Below are 17,284 nucleotides of genomic sequence, written 5' to 3'. Positions count from 1 at the left end.
GCGACCGACCAGAATGCCAGAACTGAAGAAAGCACTTGCCAAGGGGCCATCCATACATGGTTCAAGAACAATGGCCGAGTGATATACTCGACATCGCGTTGGCTGCATCGGGCTGCGACAGCGCCAAGGTGCTGCACAAGCCTAGGCTGCTGAGTGGGCTCATCCTATATTGCGGGGGATCTGGCGGAATACCTCGAAGACAAAGGCGTGCAGCATATTCATGGTGCGCCGATGCATCCGCAGACCCAGAGCAGGATTGAGCCTTGGCACCAGACCCTGAAAAACCGCATCCTGCTAGAAACTACTTCATGGAGGGCGAACTTGAAGCCGCCATCGTAGCCCTCATCAATCACTACAACCATCACCGATACCACGAGAGCATCAGCAACTTGACCCCAGCCGGCGTCTCCTTCCGGCGCGGTGAAACCATCCTTGCTGAAAGGAGACGCATCAAACTGCAAACCATCCAAAACCGCCGCTTGAACCATAAACGTCAAGCAGCGTACCCTGAACCCGATGAACCCAAGCCCTCCGCTCCAGTATCAGGCCGCTTGTTCCAAATCATTCGACGACGGACAGGATGTCCTAAGTGGCCCTTTCGATCGGCGGAAGAAAAATGCGAGGGCATCGCCCCAGCGCCTTACCGCGCCCTTCTCCAGATCACCAGAGGGCTGACCGACTTGTAACAAAGATGCAAGATCTAGGCCGGACCTATGTTTTGGGCGTCGCCGCCCGGTCGATGGCCGCAACGAGATCGCGGGCGATCGCCACGGGGTTTGCGCGGGGCCGCACGGCCATATGGATCGGCTTCCATCGGGGCGCGATTTTCTGCCTGAAGCTGCCGCAGTACCTCGAAATTGTAAAACTGGCGCCCGTGGCGCATGGTGGATAAGGGCGATGGGGCTGCGGTCGGGATAGGGGGGATCGACACCTGCCGGCCGCCCCCCCCCTTTTCTCTCCGATCTTGGAGCGGCGCCGGATGTCGGAAATGCTCTTCAGCTCGGTCAGAAGCGCGCGATCATGCGGGCCGTGGCTGTCGCTGGCTTGGGATTTGTCCTGATGGCACTGCTTTTCATGGGCGTGGTCGGTGCTGTCGCTTCGCGGGTTGCCGCGCCGGTGATCGGGGATCACATTTCGAACTGAGGCGCCCCGCTTTCTGAGGCTGGTCTGTTTGACCCGCGCTGGTGCGGCAGGCGGCGCCGATCAGCGCGCAAGGCCTCCATCCAGCGCCTTAAAGCCGCAATCTCGGTTACCGGCGGGTTTTGCTTATGATCATAAGCAGCCGCTTACGGGCGGTCGGGGCAGCGGGCGTCAGGCATCCCCAGGCCATCCGGACGGACGGGATTTTTCGGAGGACAACCTTGATGACCAAAACGATCTTGCTTGCCACTGCCCTCATCGCAGCTCCCATGCTTGCTTGCGCCATGCCCGCCATCGGCGATCATATTGGCACGACGCCGGAGGCGGCCAGTGTCGCGCTGGCGGATGCCGGCTGCACCGTCACAAAATTCGGCGCGGAAGACGGGATGATCGAAGCCGAATGTGATGATGCCGACAAAGCCCATTGGGAAGTCTATATCGATCCGACCTCGGGCGATGTCGTCAAGATCAAGGAAAGCGACTGATGCCGCGGCATCAGTCTTTGGCACCCGAGATCTGGGATCCGTTGGTGTGGCTGACCCATTGGACGGTGGCCATGGCGATGATTGTCAAGGGGCTGATCTTGGGGGCTGATAGGCCCGCCCGAGGCGCGGTTTGCCAGCTGTGCGCCCAAGATCATAGAGCCGCTCGCGCCTCGCTCGATCTCCTGCGACATGAGCGACAGGAGGGTCGAGATGGTTTCGGCCCCAGCGTTGCGGCGCTGAACCGGCATGAAGTCCGGCACAATATCCAACAGGAAGTCGGCATTCGGCCCTGAGAAGCTGACCGTCCCGCCGATCAAAACCAACGCGTTCCCGCCGAGTCGGACACAGTCCTTACGGTGATCTTCAAAGAGGTGCCGTCCGTCCTGTGGCGTGAGCGCCGGGGCACCTGAGACGGCTTAATCCATCGTCCCGATAAGACAGACATCCTTGGCTTTCATCGGGTTCGGTGCGCGTTCTTCCCTCGACGTCCCGTACCTTCCCCGCTGCACGGCCACGAACTCCAACCGGTTCTTTGCCGGGAATGACAGCGCCCAACCCCAAGACGCGTTTGCCGCGTCACGCAGGCACTGACCATATCGAACCCCTCGGTCAGGGAGAGGAGCGACAGCGGGATTGGCGAGATCGGAATGGCCCTGGAAGCGATCGTCCGGGCCATCCTCTATGCTCTTGAACAACCGGCAGATGTCGAGGTTGCGAGCATCGTGGGTCCGCCAACGGCTCAGAGCCGATGCCATAGTCAGGCTGCGACACAGCACTTGCGCCGTGCCGCAGCCTGCTGAGTTTGGCCTCAGAAGGCGAAAGTCAGGATCAGGTTGCAGACCAGCGCTGCGACAAATCCCAAAGGCGCTGCACGGAGCAGAAGCCGCGTGAAGAGCGATCCGCGCGTTTCATCATCGAGAGCCGAGCCGAGGATCAGGCTACCGCCGGAGGAGAAGGGCGAAATCGACGTTGCCTGTGCGCCCACCACGATGGCGGTGAACATCAGCATCGGGCTGAGCCCCAGCGAGGCGGCCAGCGGCAGGACCATCGGGAAAAGCGCAGGTGTTACTACGCCCAGCGTCGAGGCGAAGAGCGACATGATCGCGGCCACGATCCCGAAGGCCAGCGGCACGAGATGGGCCGGAATGGTCGTCGAGATCCAGCCGGCAAGCTGGTCGATTGTGCCCGCCTTGATCGCCACCGAGATCAGCATGCCCATGCCGCAAATCATGATCAGCGTGCCCCACGGCAGCGAGGCGATCGCCTTACGTTCGTCTCCCAGCTTCATCAGCAGCGCGATGACCGAGAAGATACTGGCAATCAGCCCGATATCGATCTTGGAGTTGATATAGGTGACTATTGTCGAGGACGGGAAGGCCAGATGCGCAAGCGGCGCGGCCAGCACGATGGCCATCATGGCAAGCGTCAGCCACAGGGTCGCGCGCTGCCGGCCGTCGAGCGGCTCGGGGCGGGTGAAGGCATCGCCCGTTCCGCCAATCACGCGGTGGCGGCCGGTCAGGAAAAGCAGCACCGTAATCACCACCAGCGGCAATACGAAGGTTGCCCCGAAGATGGCTGCGGCATTGATAAAGGCGCTGTTATCGTCCAGACCCGCATTGGTCATCAGGCCGCGGAAGATGATGCCCGACTGGCTCGACATGAAATTGGCACCGCCAAGCGCGCCATAATTCACCGCCATGCCGCCAAGGATCAGGTCCATTCCGGTGCGGCGGCACAAGATCAGGGTGATCGGCGCCATGAAGGCCAGAACCGTGTAATAGCCCGCGCCCATAGCGGCGATGACCGTCGCGGTCAGATAGATGGCATAGGGCAGCAGCCACGGCATGCCACGGCAGGCCCAGAGCAGATGGCCCGCAAGCTTCTCGAGCGTGCCATTGATCATGGCAAAACTGTAGAACAGGCAGACAGAGAAAATTACGAAGAAGATTTTCAGCGGCCACATCGCGATGATGTCGCTGGGCTTCATGCCCATGGCGAAGCTGCCGATCAGATAGGCGAAGGCGATGGCGAAGAGGCCGATATTGATGCGGGTTTTATATCCCAAGGCAATAGCGGCCACGATGGCCAATACGACAACGAGGCTCATGGTTCCTCCCTCTCTCGTCGATGGTTACTTGCTAAAGCGGAACAGGTCCGCGGGTGTTGTGACTAGGATGCGCGCGCGGTCATCCGCGTCGGGGACGAGCGCGGCAAACCGCGCCATCTGGTCGTCATAGCTGACAGCGGTTTCGTGCTGCGTATGAGGCCAGTCGCTGCCCCAGCAAAAGCGTGCCACACCGCCACAGGCCTCGCGTAATGCTTCGAAGGACCGGTGGGCGGCAACATCATCCTGCGCGCTGCGATAAGGCGCCGAAAGTTTCACATAGGCGTTCGGATGGGCGCGCAGCATTTCGAGCACTGCGCGATGCGCGGCATCCTCGGGGCGGATACCGCCTTTGGGCAAGCCGAAATGGTCGATCATCACCGCCACGCCCGATGTCGCGATGGGCGGGACGATGGTGGCGAAATCCTCGAAGGCGCGCTGGATCTCGACCTGCCAGCCCAGATCGGCAAGACGCCGGAAAAATCGCTGCCATTGCGCGCTGTCATAGGCCTCGAGCGGCCGGCCGACGAGGTTGAGCCGCGCGCCCACGAACCCCTGCGCATCAAGCCGCGCCAGAGCGCTTTCGGACATCTCGGGATCCACCACCGCCACACCGCGAAGATGATGCGGATGCTGGCTGATGGCCTCGGCGATCAGCCCGTTATCGGTCCCGAGGAAGCTGGGTTGGATCAGGACACCATGGCTGAGGCCGTGATCGGCCATATGTGCCAGCCAGTCTTCCAGCCTTGCGGTATAATCGGGGGTGTAGCGGCGTCCCTCGGCCATGGGTTGGTCGGGAGAGAAAATATGCGCATGGGTGTCGATACCGGTGATTTCGGGCGTCTTGTCTGGCATTTGTCATCTCTTCGCTTGGAACAGCAGGCATCCGCCTGCGAGATCAGGGCGGGGTGGGAAGGGGGATCTCGGGTGGGTCAGCTGATCCGGCTTCGGTAGCGGAAACGATCGGCCGCGCCGCAGGCCAGACGCCATTCCAGCGCCTGCCCATCCAGCGCAAAGGCCGTGCGCTCGATCAGGGCAACAGGGGCGGCCGCAGGCAGGTTCAACCGTTCGGCGGCAATTTCCGTCGCTTTTCCAAACCGAACCTCATCCTCGGCGCGGGCAATGAACTGGCCATAGCGGCCAAGGTAGAAGGGGTAGAGAAGCGGTCCGATCTCCATCTCGGGCACTGCTTCGATCCCGTCAAAGCGGGCGCGCGGCAGCCAGATGTCTTCTGACAGCCACGGGATGTCTTGCAACAGGCGTACCCGCTCGATCCTGACACAGTCGCTGGTGCCCAGGATGCGGGCGACCGCTTCGGGCGCGGTGGCGCGGGTCCGTGCGATCAGACGGCTGACAGGGATAGTCGACGGCCCCTCCCCATCGCGCAGGGCGAAAAAGCGGAACAGGCTGCTGTCGAAGGCGGGTTTGCGCAAAAACGTGCCCGCGCCCTGACGGCGCTCCAGAAGACCCTCGTCAACCAGTTGTTGCACGGCCTTGCGCACGGTCCCGACCGACAGACCGCTCTCGCGGGTCAGTGCGTTTTCCGAGGGCAGCATTTCTGATGCGTCCCATTCCCCCGCCGCAATACGCGCCGCCAATTCATCGCGCAGGCGCAAATAAGCCGGCAGACGGCGATCTGCGGTATTTGGCATTTTATCGGACATAATACTCTCTCCCAGTGTCGCTCTACGCTGGATGTGACCGAGAGTCAATTACTTCTATATAGAACTATAGGAGTTAGCCATCCTGCACCCGCCGCGGCGCCTGATGACGGGCGAGCAGCACCGGCCATCGCCTCGAAAGTCGGAGGGGGCCCATAAGATTGTCGATCGCTGGTGGTGGGGGCTCAAGTGCCGCAATGAGCCCGCGAGCGTGCCCAGACCCAAAAGAGCCCGCACGGCAACACTGTCGCGCGGGCTCTTGACCCGGATCACCAGCGCTGCCCCTAGGTGAATTCCTCGACGATATTGAGCATGTGGTAAGCCCGCCCGTCTGCCGTCCGGTCCTGCACGAAATCATAGGACCAGACGCGGTTCGGTTGCTCGGCCCGCAGTCGGACGCAGGAGCCATCCGCCAGCCAGAGCCGCTCCCGTTTCTTCTGCTTTTGCGGGACTTCCAGCCCTTCACGTCGCCGAATGCGTTCGACCCGCTTGTGATTGACGCGACCTGCCCGCTTGAACCAACAAGCCAGTGATCTGGCGATAGCCATAGCGTCCGTATTGCCTTCCCAGTTCAATAATGTCAGCGGTCAGCAAAGCTTCGTCCTGACGACCGAGCGGGATCTTGCGTTGGGTCGATCGGTGCTGTCCCAAGGCCCGACAGGCGCGGCGTTCGGAAATGCCGAGCGCCGAGCGGACGTGGTCAATGCACTGACGACATTGCTGCGAGCTCCGAAGGGCGGCGCGTTCGGGGCTACAAACCCTCCACTGGAGGGTTTGCTACACGTCCCTCATCCTTGCCGCCTCCGTCAGGATCAGCTTGTCGAGCGTCAGATTCGACACGGCCCATCTAATCCGCGTGTTCTCTTTCTCGAGTTCTTTCAGTCGCTTGAGCTGATCGCGGTTCATCCCGCCATACTCACGTCGGCAACGGTAATATGTCTGGTTCGGGTCACACCAATCTGACGCACCGCATCCGCCAGCGTCGCGCCTTGGCCTTGGCACCGACCTCAACCTGACGCAGCTTCATGGCAATATTTCCGGCTTCTCGCGTTTGCCTGCCATCCAAGTCGTCCTCCATCATACGGGATAAACTATCCCAAAAGGTGGACCACTTCAGTGGGGAAAGACCAGGGTAGACGAACTCAATGACTCTGAGCCCTATTTCGGCCTTCACGTTTGACGTAATTCAATATCCACTGGCGAAATAGCTGAACGCGAGTGTCGTCCCATTTTCTTTCGGGAACGGTGACCCAATATCCAGTACCGGAAGAGCAGGCATCGCCGAATGGTGCTGCAAGGGTGCCTTCAGAGAGCTCATTATAGATGTAATGTTCAGGTATTACCGCAAAGCCGAGACCTTTTTGCGCAGCTGTTATCAGCATGTCGCTATTGGCGAAGCGATGCCCCTGAATGGTTCCAGTCATGTCTGTACCGCTCAGTCTGAGCCAATGAAGCCATAAGCTTGACCTTGATGCATTCTGAAGGGCGGGCATAGTGTCAAAGTCGAATATACGGGTATGTGCTATCGTCTTGAGCATATCTGGCGCGCAGACGACGATGAGTTGTTCAGGAAATAACTCGATCGCACGCGTATTCCGCCACTGGCCGGCGCCGCGTAATATGCTGACATCGATCTTCGTTTCAGCAAAGTCCTCGGCGTCATTGATAATACGTAGTTCAACCTTGATATCGGGATGGTGTTGTAGGAATTCCGGCAATCTTGGCATGAGCCAGCGGGTCATCATCGTGGGCGTGGCGCCTATCTGCAACGCTTCTTGGGCGCGGCGTCCTCTGACGACATCGATGGATACTTCTTCGAGGTGATCTAGGATCTTCGGGATATCAGAATAGTACCTTGAGCCAAGTTCTGTAAGAACAAGGCGTGGTCCTGCCCGATTAAAGAGCGCGGAACCCAGATACTTTTCCAGATTGCCAATATTACGACTGATGGCGCTTTGGGTGACGCCCAGTTCGTCGGACGCCTTAGTGAAGCTAAGATTACGCGCGGCCGCTTCGAAGGCCTGCAAGTCGGCAAGGGATGGGATGAACCGTCTAACCATTTTCCATCATGAGTAAATATCATACGAAAGCCAGAATTACGAAATTTAACTCCAGCAGAATTCGATGTAACTCATATAGAGCAGGGTAAACAATAAGACTCTTGCTTAAAAAACAGACTATAACTTCTATGTGCTCCAGCTTTCGGTCATATCTTCATCTTTAGAGGCATTTTTTGCCTTCTATTTAATCATGATCAAAAGCCATGGGAATTGTCGCCAACAGGACAAGGAACGACGAGATGATGAATCGACGGAGATTTGCGACCGTGCTTGGCGCAAGCGCGGCCGGTGCTCTGGTTGCCGGTAAGGGTGCGTTTGCTCAAGGGCAAAGTTCGCTCGAGCGAGTTAAGGCATCGGGCGTGCTGCGTATCGGCGGCATTGCCGACGGAGCGCCCTATTATCAAAAGGGCGTCACTGACGGAAAATGGCGCGGTTTCTATATCGATATCTGTCAAAAGCTTGCGGATGATCTGGGTCTAAAGCTCGATATCACCGAGACGACATGGGGCAATTCGGTATTGGAACTCCAAGCCAACAAACTTGACGTCTTCTTCGGCCTTAACCCGACCCCCGAGCGTCAGAAGGTGATCGATTTTTCGGGACCTGTTTTCAAGAACGCGTTTTCGCTGGTGACGAAAAAGGGTGTCGAGGGCAAAACCTGGAAAGACTTCGACAAGGCTGAACTGTCGATTGCAGTGGATGCAGGCTCCTCGCATGATGCGGCTGTTACCCGCCATCTGCCCGATGCAAACGTCGTTCGCTTGAAAACGCAATCCGATGCGACTGCCGCCGTCATGACCGGTCGTGCCGATGCCCAATGTCTGGTGCTTATTCTGGCACTGGCACTGGTGTCGAAAAATCCCTCGATCGGCACCTTGGTGATCCCTGATCCGGTCGATTCCACGACGTCGAATGCAGGTTACCGCCGCGAAGATGATACCTCGTGGCAGGACTTCGTGAATGCGTGGATCGAAGAACATCGCGAGAATGGCTTCGTCAAGGACGCGATCATCAAGAACATGGGTCTTGTTGGTGTCACCGAGAAAGACTTCCCGCCCGGCTTCAGCATCTAAGCATAATTGTTCTTCCCGCCGCATCTGGCGGGAAGAACACGGCCGCGTCGTGGTCAAACGCCTGTCTGTCAACGGGCTTTATCGGAGAATGACATGTATCAGTGGGATTTCAGCATTCTATGGACCTACCGCTGGCTCTTTCTGGAAGGTCTTGGCATTACCTGCGCCCTGACGGTTGCCGTGGTGGCCGGAGGCCTTCTGGTCGGATTGCTGGGCGCGGGCGGAATGCTGCTCAAAAACCGCTTTGTAAACGGTGTGTCTATCGCAGTGATCGAGCTGTTTCGCTGCACGCCCATCCTTGTGCAACTGATCTGGTGCTATTACGCATTGCCGATCCTGACGGGCTTGGAGCTGACCCCGATTACGGCCTCGATCCTTGCTTTGTCCTGCTATGGCGGTTCGTTCTATTCCGAAATTATCCGCGGCGGGGTGCTTTCGATCGATACGGGGCAGAATGAGGCAGGGCTTGCACTTGGTATGACGCCCGCCCGCACGATGCGCCGGATCATCCTGCCACAGGCAGTCCGGCGTATGGTGCCCGCGCTCATGAACCAGTCGATTCTGCAGTTCAAGAATACGTCTTTGGTATCTGTTCTGGCTGTACCCGACCTTGTCTATCAGGGGCAGATCGCGGCGCATGACAGCTTCCGCCCTCTGGAAACCTATACTGCCGTGGCCGCCGGTTACTTCATAATCTTGCTGCCGCTGACCATCTATGTCCGCCACCGCGAGAAGAAATTCGGGAGTAATCGCTGATGACCGCGTATAGCCGTGTTGCCGCTTCCGGCGACGAGCCGATGATCGATGTCCGCGCCCTGCGCAAAAGCTTCGGGGATCTGGAGGTCTTGCGCAATATCAACTTTACCGTCGAGCCGGGGGGGGTGGTTGCGCTGATCGGGCCATCGGGTTCAGGAAAATCGACCCTGCTGCGCTGTATCAACCTGTTGGTGATCCCCGATGATGGTGCCATCCGCGTTGGCGAGACCGCGTTCAGCTTCGGCCAGGGCGCACGTGTTCCCCGTGCCAAAGCCCTTGCGGCGTTTCGGGCACGCACGGGCATGGTCTTCCAGAGCTTCAACCTGTTCGGTCACCTGACCGTGCTGGAGAATATCATCGAGGCCCCGATGCAGGTGCGCAAGATGTCGCGTGACCAAGCCGAAAAGCTGGCGATGGCCCAGCTTGAGAAGGTAGGGCTTGCAGATCGGGCCCGGCAGATGCCTAACACCCTGTCCGGTGGTCAAAAGCAGCGCGTCGCCATTGCCCGCGCCCTTGCGATGGAGCCGGAGGTGATGCTCTTTGACGAGGCAACATCGGCGCTAGATCCCGAACTGGTGGGTGAGGTTTTGGCCACCATGAAGGAACTGGCGCGTGAAGGTATGACGATGGTGATCGTCACCCACGAGATCGCCTTTGCACGGGAGGTGGCGGATCGCGTCGTCTTCATGCGTGACGGGGTTGTTGTCGAAGACGGGCCTGCGCGGCAGGTGATCGATACACCGCGGGAAGAGGCGACCCGTAATTTCCTTTCGCATTTTCATGCAGAACAAAAGAAAGACTGACCGATGACGGTTCTGGAACAGATGATGGCGCCCGATACGCGCTCCGACGATACGATTGCGACGTTGAACCTTTATCTGATCGAAAGCCCGATCATGATGGCGCGCCAGCAGGGCGTGGGGGATGTGAAAGGCACTGTCAAACGTGTGCTGCTGCGTCTGGTCTCGAAGGACGGAATCGAAGGCTGGGGCGAGGCTGCGCCGTGGGAAGTGTTCACCGGCACATCCGAGGCGGCCTTCGCCGCAATAGACGTTTATCTGCGCGAGCTTGTGATCGGCTGGCCGCTGTCGAATATCCGTGGACTGATGGCTGCGATGGACCGTCGGATTATCGGTCATGGCGAGGCAAAACTGGCCATCGAGATGGCGATGTTCGACATTCTCGGCAAGCGCTCGGGCCTGTCGGTAGCAGAGCTTCTCGGTGGGCGGGTGCGGGATACGATCCCGCTATCCTTCTCGATTGCGGATCCAGATTTCGATGCGGATATGGAGCGCATGAAAAAGATGGTGCCCGAGGGAAACACGATCTTCAAGGTCAAGACCGGCGTGAAACCACATGCCGTCGATATGGCGCATCTTGAGGCGATGCGCTCGGAATTTGGGGACAGGATCGACCTGCGGCTTGACTATAATCAGGCGCTTGCGCCCTTTGGTGCTATGGCGACCCTGCGCGATGTCGCGCAATTCGCCCCGACGTTTATCGAGCAGCCCGTTCCAAGAGACGCCTTGGCGGCGATGGCCAGCTTCCGTGAAAAGCTTGATGCGCCGATCCTTGCGGATGAAAGCTGTTTCGATGCGCACGATCTTCTCGAGGTCATACGCATGAAAGCCGCCGATGCGATTTCGGTCAAGCTGATGAAAGCGGGTGGCCTCTTGAAGGGGCAGGGGATCATGGCGATTGCTGATGCCCACCGACTGCCCGGCTATGGCGGCACTTTGTGGGAAGGCGGCATCGCTCTTGCGGCTGGGACGCAGTTTATCGCCGCGACGCCCGGCATGTCATTGGGGTGCGAATTCTACATGCCCCATCACGTTCTGACCGAGGATGTGCTGGAAGAGCGTATCCCCAATCAGGCAGGTGCGGTGGTCGTCCCCAAAGCTCCGGGGCTTGGGATCAAGGTGACCGACGCATCGGTTCACGCCAATGCGCGCGTGCTCGCGACGGCCTGACGCACGGAACATTGCATTTATACCGGGATCCGGTTGCCAGTGCCGCCGGATAACGACACCGGCTGCCTGAAGGCAGGCGCGTCATTCAAGAAGGATCGCTCGTGCGATGGAACATCAAAAGCATATCGTCGTCATCGGAGGTGGGATTATCGGAGCCTGCACTGCGCTTGAACTGGTCGAGCGCGGCCACCGCGTAACGATCCTCGAGCCGGATCAGCCTGGCGGTCCGCAAGCCGCAAGCTATGGCAACGGTGCCTTCATCTCGCCTGCATCCATCATTCCGATGTCGGTTCCGGGCCTGTGGCGCAAAGTGCCGGGGTATCTTTTCGACCGCAACGGCCCGCTGTCTATTGAACCGCTTTCCCTGCCGCGTCTGATGCCATGGCTGTGGCGCTTCCTGAATGCGGGTCGTACGCAGGCAAAGTTACGCTACACCGCCCGCGCGCTGAATGCTTTGCTGCAGAATGGTGTCGCGCGGCATCAGGCTCTCGCCCAGAAGATCGGTCATGCCGATCTGATCCGGCAGGACGGTCTGCTGTATGTCTTTCCCGACCGCGCGGCCTTCGAGGCCGAAACAACGACATGGTCCTTGCGCCGCGAGTTGGGCGTGAACTGCCGCGAACTCGGGCATGCCGAGCTCAAAGAGCTGGAGCCGACCCTCTCCGACCATTACCGCTTTGGTGTTCTGGTCGCTGAGGGGGGGCAATGTACCGATCCGGGCCGGTATACGGCGTCGATAATCGCCTACGCACGCAAGCTGGGTGCAGACTATGTCACGCGTCGCGCAAGCGGTATCGTGCAGGAAGGCGGACAGGTGACGGGAGTCCGTCACGAAGGTGGAGTCCTGGCCTGCGATATGGCCGTCGTGGCAGCGGGCATCCATTCCGCCGACATCGCGCGAAGCGTGGGCGACAAGGTCCCTCTCGAGGCCGAAAGGGGCTATCATATTGAGGTCGTCGATCCAAATGTGACCCCGTCTCGTCCGGTGATGCCGAGTGATGGCAAAATGGCTAACACAATGGTGGCGGGCCGGCTGCGTGCCTCTGGGCAGGTCGAGCTGTCATCGACGGAGGCGCCGCCCAACTGGCACCGTGCGGATGTGCTACTCGGGCATCTGAAGGCGACCTATCCCGACCTCAAGGTGACGGAAGGCGCATTGAGGCGCTGGCAGGGCAACCGCCCCTCGACGCCCGACGGTCTGCCGGTGATCGGTCCCTCGCGACGCTGTTCAGGGCTTTTTCATGCCTTCGGTCATGGCCATGTCGGGTTGAATACCGCACCAGCGACGGCCCGATTGCTGGGCGATCTCCTTGAAAACAAGCGGCCCGAAATAGACGCCGCTCCCTATTCCATCAGCCGCTTCGGCTAATACCCAAACCAAAAACAAACCTCCCAACAGGCTACGCGCGTCGTGGCCCGATCTCTCGCACCTTTCTGAATGGAGTTCTGCAATGACGGACCATAGCCCCATCACCGCTCTCATCCCGCCGATGGACCAGATCAAAATCTGTTTTGCCCATGGCGCCTATGACATGAAACCGATCTTTGCCCGTCAGGCGCCGGGGATCGAGACCGTTCAGGTCAGCACCTATGACGACCTGCTGAAAGTGATCCCCGACGTCGATGTTCTGGTGACCTCGATGATGTGGAAAAACGACCTGCTTCCCCATGCCAAACGATTGAAATATTTACAGTCTGTCAGCTCGGGCACCAATCAGTATGACAAGGCGGGTTTTGCCGCGCAGGGCATTCGTCTGGCCTCGGGGCAGGGCGTGAATATGAATGCAGTCTCCGAACATGCCATTGGCTTGATGCTGTCTTTGACCCGCCGCCTGGCCACAGCGCGCGACAACCAGCACAAGGCTTTCTGGCGCCCCGAGCAACGCGACCCGATGCTGCGGGAGGACGAGCTTCCGGGAAAAACCATGGTGATCGTCGGCACCGGCGGCATCGGTGACCGGATTGCCAAGATCGCAAAAGCTTTCGATATGAAGGTCATCGGCGTGCGTCGTGATCCGGCCAAGGGCCGTGGCCATGCCGATGAGGTCCATGCTTTCACCGACCTCAAATCACTTCTACGGCAGGCGGATGTGCTGGTGCTAAGCTGTCCGCTGACCGAAGAGACCGCCAATATCATCGACGCCGAGGCGCTCGCGCTTCTGAAATCCACGGCGCTTCTGATCAATGTGGCACGGGGCGGCTGTGTCGATGAGGCGGCGCTGACCAAAGCACTTGCCGAGGGCAAGATTGCTGGGGCGGGGCTGGATGTTTTTGCCGCAGAGCCGCTGGCCGCCGAGAGCGCGCTTTGGAAGATGGAAAACGTTGTGGTCACGCCGCATACCGCAGGCGAAACCCGCCGCTACGAGCTGAATGTGCTGTCGCTTCTTGAACAGAACCTTGAACGGCTCTGGGATGGTCGCAGCGACCTGGTCAACCAGATCGTCTGAGGATTGCTCGATGCTTGATACAGAACCCACCTTCCGCCCCGCCAAACGGCTGGCCGCGCAGAAAGTCTCGGAAATTCTTCAGATCGGCGCAAGGGCTTCCGAGCTGAAGGCCCAAGGCCATCCGGTCATCGTGCTGGGCGCGGGCGAGCCCGATTTCGCCACGCCCGACAACGTCATTGAGGCCGCCCATCGCGCGGCCCTTGCCGGCCAGACGGTCTACACCCCCCTTGCCGGCACCCCCGCCCTGCGTGCAGCCATCGCGCAAAAGTTCAAACGCGAGAACGGGCTCGATTACAGCCCCGCCGAGGTGATCGCCACCGCAGGCGCCAAGCAGGTAATCTTCAACGCCTTCATGGCAACCCTCGATGCGGGCGACGAGGTGGTGATCCCCACGCCCTATTGGACCACCTATTCCGCGATGGTCGATATCTGCGGCGGCGTGCCGGTGACGGTGCAATGCTCGGGCGAGACTGGCTTCAAGCTGACGCCCGAACAGCTGGAGGCGGCAATCACGCCCAAAACCCGCTGGCTGATGCTGAACTCGCCCTCCAATCCGACAGGCGCCGCCTATAGCGTGGACGAGACGCTGAAGCTCTTGGAAGTGCTCGAACGTCATCCGCATGTCTGGCTGCTCTCGGACGAGATCTACGAGCATATTGTCTATGATGATTTCGCCTTTGTCAGCCCCGCCGCCCTGTCACCCGCGATCAAGGCGCGCACGCTGATCGTGAATGGCGTGTCCAAAGCTTATGCGATGACCGGCTGGCGGTTGGGCTATGGCGCAGGCCCCGAGGCGCTGATCCGTGCAATGACCGTGGTGCAGAGCCAGTCTACCTCGAACCCATGCTCTATCGCACAGGCGGCGGCGCTCGAGGCACTGACCGGCCCGCAAGACCTTTTAGCCGAACGCTGCGCAAGCTTCCGCGCCCGCCGCGATCTGGTGGTTGATGCGATCAATGCGATCGAGGGGCTTTACTGCCGCAAACCCGAAGGCGCCTTCTACGCCTTTGCCAGCTGTGAAGGGCTGCTTGGCTCTACCACGCCCGAAGGCAAAACGCTGAAAAGCGACCGCGATTTTTGTGCGTGGCTTCTGGAAGCCGCCCATGTCGCCATGGTGCCCGGTGCGGCCTTCGGCCTGTCACCCTACTTCCGGATCTCCTATGCGACCTCCGAGGCCGAGCTGACCGAGGCCATGGCCCGCATCACCAAAGCCTGTGCGGGGCTGGTCCGGCCATGAGTATCGCGCGCCCTGCAACCCTCGGGCTTGGGGTCTGGCTGCAACTGGGGCTTCTGGGCACGCTAATTGCGGGTGCGGTCTTGGGGTTGTCGCAGCTCAAGGCGCTTTCGGGGGCCTTGGCCGTGCTGTGGATTGCCACCCAATGGGGGCGGCTTCTGCCTCTGGCGCGGGTCTTTGCAGGGCTTGCCGGTGCGGCTTTGCTGTGCGTAAGCCTGCTTACCCCAGAACGGGCACCTGCGCTTTACACGGCGGTGATCCAAGGCACGGGCTTCGCCGCGCTGATGATGGTGCTGGGGCTTTTGCGCCAGCCTGTCAAACGTGCCGCGATCACGCAGGCCGCCGCGCGGACGCTGCTTTCGGTGCCGCCCAAGCGCCGCTATGGAGCGCTTCTGGTGGGCGCGCAATTCATGGCGCTGATGTTCAACGTCGGCATTATCGCGATGATCGGCGATCTGACGCGCCGGTCCGAGAAGGACGCGGACGGGGCTGCGGCTATGGTGATTGCCGCCATGCGCGGCGCGGCACTGGTGTCGATCTGGTCGCCCATGTCTCTGGGTTTTGCCATTGTCACCGCAGGGGTGGCGAATGTCCCTGCGCTGCCCCTTGTCGGTCTGGCCTCCTGTTTTACGGTCGCTGTGATGGCAGTGACCACACGCTTCCCGCTTCTGCCCGCAGCTGCGCGCTTGGGCGGCGCTTCCACCGACACCCGAGACCCGCGAGCCATAGCCGCTGTTCTGGCTATTGCCGCAGCGCTTCTGGGGGTCTCTATCGCGCTGCACCATACCAGCGGCCTCAGTTTCACGCTTTGCGCGGTGATCGTGCTGCCCTGTTTCGCATTTCTCTGGCTTGCGCTCGAGACGGAGGCAGGACCGCAGCGCTTTACCCAGGCCCTGGGTGCCCTTGGCGATCTGCGCAATGAGGGCGCGCTGTTTCTTTCGGCCAATGTCATCGGAGCGGCACTGTCGCTGGCGATCCAGTCGAGCCCGCTTTGGGCGGTTCTGTCCGGCGCCGGTTTTGCCAGCCTGCCCACGCTGCTGATCCTGCTGGTGCTGATCCCGCTGGCTGCCGCCCTCTATCTGCCCAATTCGATCATGGTGGTGCTGGCGGCACAAATCTTCGGTGCATCGGCGCTCGGTCAGGCGCATCCGCTTGCGCTTGGTCTGACGCTGTGTATCGGTTGGGCACTGGCGATCTGCGTCAACCCGATCAGCGCGATGAACCTGATCGTCGCGCGGTTCTGCAATGTCTCGGCCGCGCATGTGGCCCATCGCTGGAACCTGCGGTTTGTGCTGGTTTGTGGCGCTATGGGGGCTTGCCTGCTCGCCCTTGTCTATTCCCTTGGCGGCTAAAACCCGAACGGAGATCTTCATGAAAACCCTCAGTGCTTTCGGACCCGATTTCCCCTTTGCCTATGACAGCTGGATCAGCCATCCCGCAGGGCTGGGCAGCCTGCCCGAGGCAAGCCTTGGCGCGGAAGTCGCCGTGATCGGCGCAGGCGCTGCGGGGATCATCGCAGCCTATGAGCTGATGAAACTGGGCCTGAAACCGGTGATCTATGAGTCCGCGCAATTCGGCGGGCGGCTCCGCTCGCAGGTCTTCGAGGGCAGCGATGGTGTGGTGGCCGAACTGGGCGGGATGCGCTTTCCGGTCTCCTCGCGCGCTTTCTACCATTATCTGGACCTCATGGGGTGCGAAACCGCCCCCTTCCCGAACCCGCTGACCGATGCTGCCGGTTCGACCGTGATCGATCTTGAAGGCGAGACGCATTTTGCGCGCTCCCTCGACGATCTGCCACAGATCTACCGCGAGATCGCGCAGGCCTATACCAAGGCGCTGGAAGACCAGTCGGATTTCAAGGCCCTGCAAGAGGCCGTGCGACAGCGCGATACCGCCGCGATCAAGGCGCTCTGGGATCCGCTGGTTGCGCAATGGGACGAGCGCACCTTCTATGATTTCGTCACCCATTCCGAAGCCTTCCGCGCGCTTGATTTCCGCCATCGCGAGATGTTCGGGCAGGTGGGTTTCGGCACTGGTGGCTGGGATAGCGATTTCCCCAATTCGATGCTGGAGATCTTGCGGGTGAACCTTCTGGAGCTCGATGACCACCAGCGTTATGTGGTGGGTGGGGTCGAGCAGCTATTGCACAGGCTCTGGCGGGCCACGCCTGAATGCGCGCATTGGCCGGAGGGCACCTCGCTATCCTCGCTTAATGGCGGCGCGACCCGCTCGCGCGTGACCGCGCTGTCGCGGGCGGGCAAGGACATCCTGCTGCGAGATCAATGGGGCAACGAGACGCTTTATGCTGCGGTGCTCAGCACCTGCCAGACCCATCTTCTGACCACCGCGATCGA

The 17,284-nt window shown here is 60.2% G+C and carries 14 protein-coding genes and 3 pseudogenes; 11 read left to right on the top strand and 6 right to left on the bottom strand.

Features of this window, described 5'->3' with window-relative positions:
- Positions 1–86: 86 nt before the first annotated feature.
- Together VSX56_RS19495 and VSX56_RS19490 are read left to right on the top strand one after the other, a co-directional pair.
- A pseudogene (locus VSX56_RS19495) lies at positions 87–503 on the top strand (integrase core domain-containing protein); the annotation flags it as partial.
- A gap of 861 nt (positions 504–1,364) precedes the next feature.
- On the top strand, positions 1,365–1,625 hold the full coding sequence (locus VSX56_RS19490) for a PepSY domain-containing protein (protein ID WP_350939228.1): 261 nt from the start codon (positions 1,365–1,367) through the stop codon (positions 1,623–1,625).
- On the opposite strand, the pseudogene VSX56_RS19485 reads toward VSX56_RS19490, so the two are convergent.
- From VSX56_RS19485 to VSX56_RS19460, 6 genes and pseudogenes are all read right to left on the bottom strand, one after another.
- Positions 1,574–1,969 (bottom strand): annotated as a pseudogene (locus VSX56_RS19485) (hypothetical protein); the annotation flags it as partial. The gene VSX56_RS19490 and the pseudogene VSX56_RS19485 sit on opposite strands and share 52 nt — an antisense overlap.
- 464 nt (positions 1,970–2,433) lie before the next feature.
- Positions 2,434–3,732, bottom strand: coding sequence for an SLC13 family permease (locus VSX56_RS19480; protein ID WP_350939227.1), 1,299 nt, complete (start codon positions 3,730–3,732; stop codon positions 2,434–2,436).
- Between the two features lie 24 nt (positions 3,733–3,756).
- Entirely contained in the window at positions 3,757–4,584 is an 828-nt protein-coding gene (locus VSX56_RS19475; protein ID WP_350939226.1) for an amidohydrolase family protein, read from the bottom strand.
- 77 nt (positions 4,585–4,661) lie between these two features.
- Complete coding sequence (locus tag VSX56_RS19470; protein ID WP_339114712.1) at positions 4,662–5,393, bottom strand: GntR family transcriptional regulator; 732 nt, start codon at positions 5,391–5,393, stop codon at positions 4,662–4,664.
- Between the two features lie 284 nt (positions 5,394–5,677).
- A pseudogene (locus VSX56_RS19465) lies at positions 5,678–6,452 on the bottom strand (IS3 family transposase); the annotation flags it as partial.
- 80 nt (positions 6,453–6,532) lie between these two features.
- Positions 6,533–7,450 carry a LysR substrate-binding domain-containing protein gene (locus VSX56_RS19460; RefSeq protein ID WP_339114711.1) on the bottom strand — a complete coding sequence of 306 codons (918 nt, stop codon included), beginning with the start codon at positions 7,448–7,450 and terminating at the stop codon, positions 6,533–6,535.
- Between the two features lie 203 nt (positions 7,451–7,653).
- Here VSX56_RS19460 and VSX56_RS19455 point away from each other — a divergent pair, with 203 nt between their 5' ends.
- From VSX56_RS19455 to VSX56_RS19415, 9 genes are all read left to right on the top strand, one after another.
- A complete protein-coding gene (locus VSX56_RS19455; RefSeq protein ID WP_350939225.1) occupies positions 7,654–8,523 on the top strand; it encodes a transporter substrate-binding domain-containing protein in 870 nt (289 codons plus the stop codon).
- A gap of 93 nt (positions 8,524–8,616) precedes the next feature.
- On the top strand, positions 8,617–9,279 hold the full coding sequence (locus VSX56_RS19450) for an amino acid ABC transporter permease (RefSeq protein ID WP_349295524.1): 663 nt from the start codon (positions 8,617–8,619) through the stop codon (positions 9,277–9,279).
- Positions 9,280–9,320: 41 nt separating this feature from the next.
- A complete protein-coding gene (locus tag VSX56_RS19445; RefSeq protein ID WP_434096058.1) occupies positions 9,321–10,082 on the top strand; it encodes an amino acid ABC transporter ATP-binding protein in 762 nt (253 codons plus the stop codon).
- Between the two features lie 3 nt (positions 10,083–10,085).
- Positions 10,086–11,249, top strand: a complete 1,164-nt coding sequence (locus VSX56_RS19440; RefSeq protein WP_349295525.1) for an enolase C-terminal domain-like protein — start codon at positions 10,086–10,088, stop codon at positions 11,247–11,249.
- A gap of 106 nt (positions 11,250–11,355) precedes the next feature.
- Entirely contained in the window at positions 11,356–12,618 is a 1,263-nt protein-coding gene (locus tag VSX56_RS19435) for an NAD(P)/FAD-dependent oxidoreductase (protein ID WP_350939224.1), read from the top strand.
- 82 nt (positions 12,619–12,700) lie between these two features.
- Positions 12,701–13,696, top strand: coding sequence for a D-2-hydroxyacid dehydrogenase (locus VSX56_RS19430; protein ID WP_350939223.1), 996 nt, complete (start codon positions 12,701–12,703; stop codon positions 13,694–13,696).
- 10 nt (positions 13,697–13,706) lie between these two features.
- Positions 13,707–14,933: a pyridoxal phosphate-dependent aminotransferase gene (locus tag VSX56_RS19425; protein ID WP_350939222.1), complete on the top strand. Its 1,227-nt coding sequence runs from the start codon at positions 13,707–13,709 to the stop codon at positions 14,931–14,933.
- On the top strand, positions 14,930–16,282 hold the full coding sequence (locus VSX56_RS19420) for a hypothetical protein (protein WP_350939221.1): 1,353 nt from the start codon (positions 14,930–14,932) through the stop codon (positions 16,280–16,282). The genes VSX56_RS19425 and VSX56_RS19420 overlap by 4 nt, the downstream gene beginning before the upstream one ends.
- A gap of 19 nt (positions 16,283–16,301) precedes the next feature.
- On the top strand, positions 16,302–17,284 hold a 983-nt coding region (locus tag VSX56_RS19415), incomplete at its 3' end, for a flavin monoamine oxidase family protein (protein WP_350939220.1).

The organism is Thioclava kandeliae, assembly GCF_040297545.1.
GTDB lineage: Bacteria > Pseudomonadota > Alphaproteobacteria > Rhodobacterales > Rhodobacteraceae > Thioclava > Thioclava kandeliae.
The sequence above is the reverse complement of the archived record's forward strand: the minus strand, read 5'-3'. Positions and strand labels throughout refer to the sequence as shown.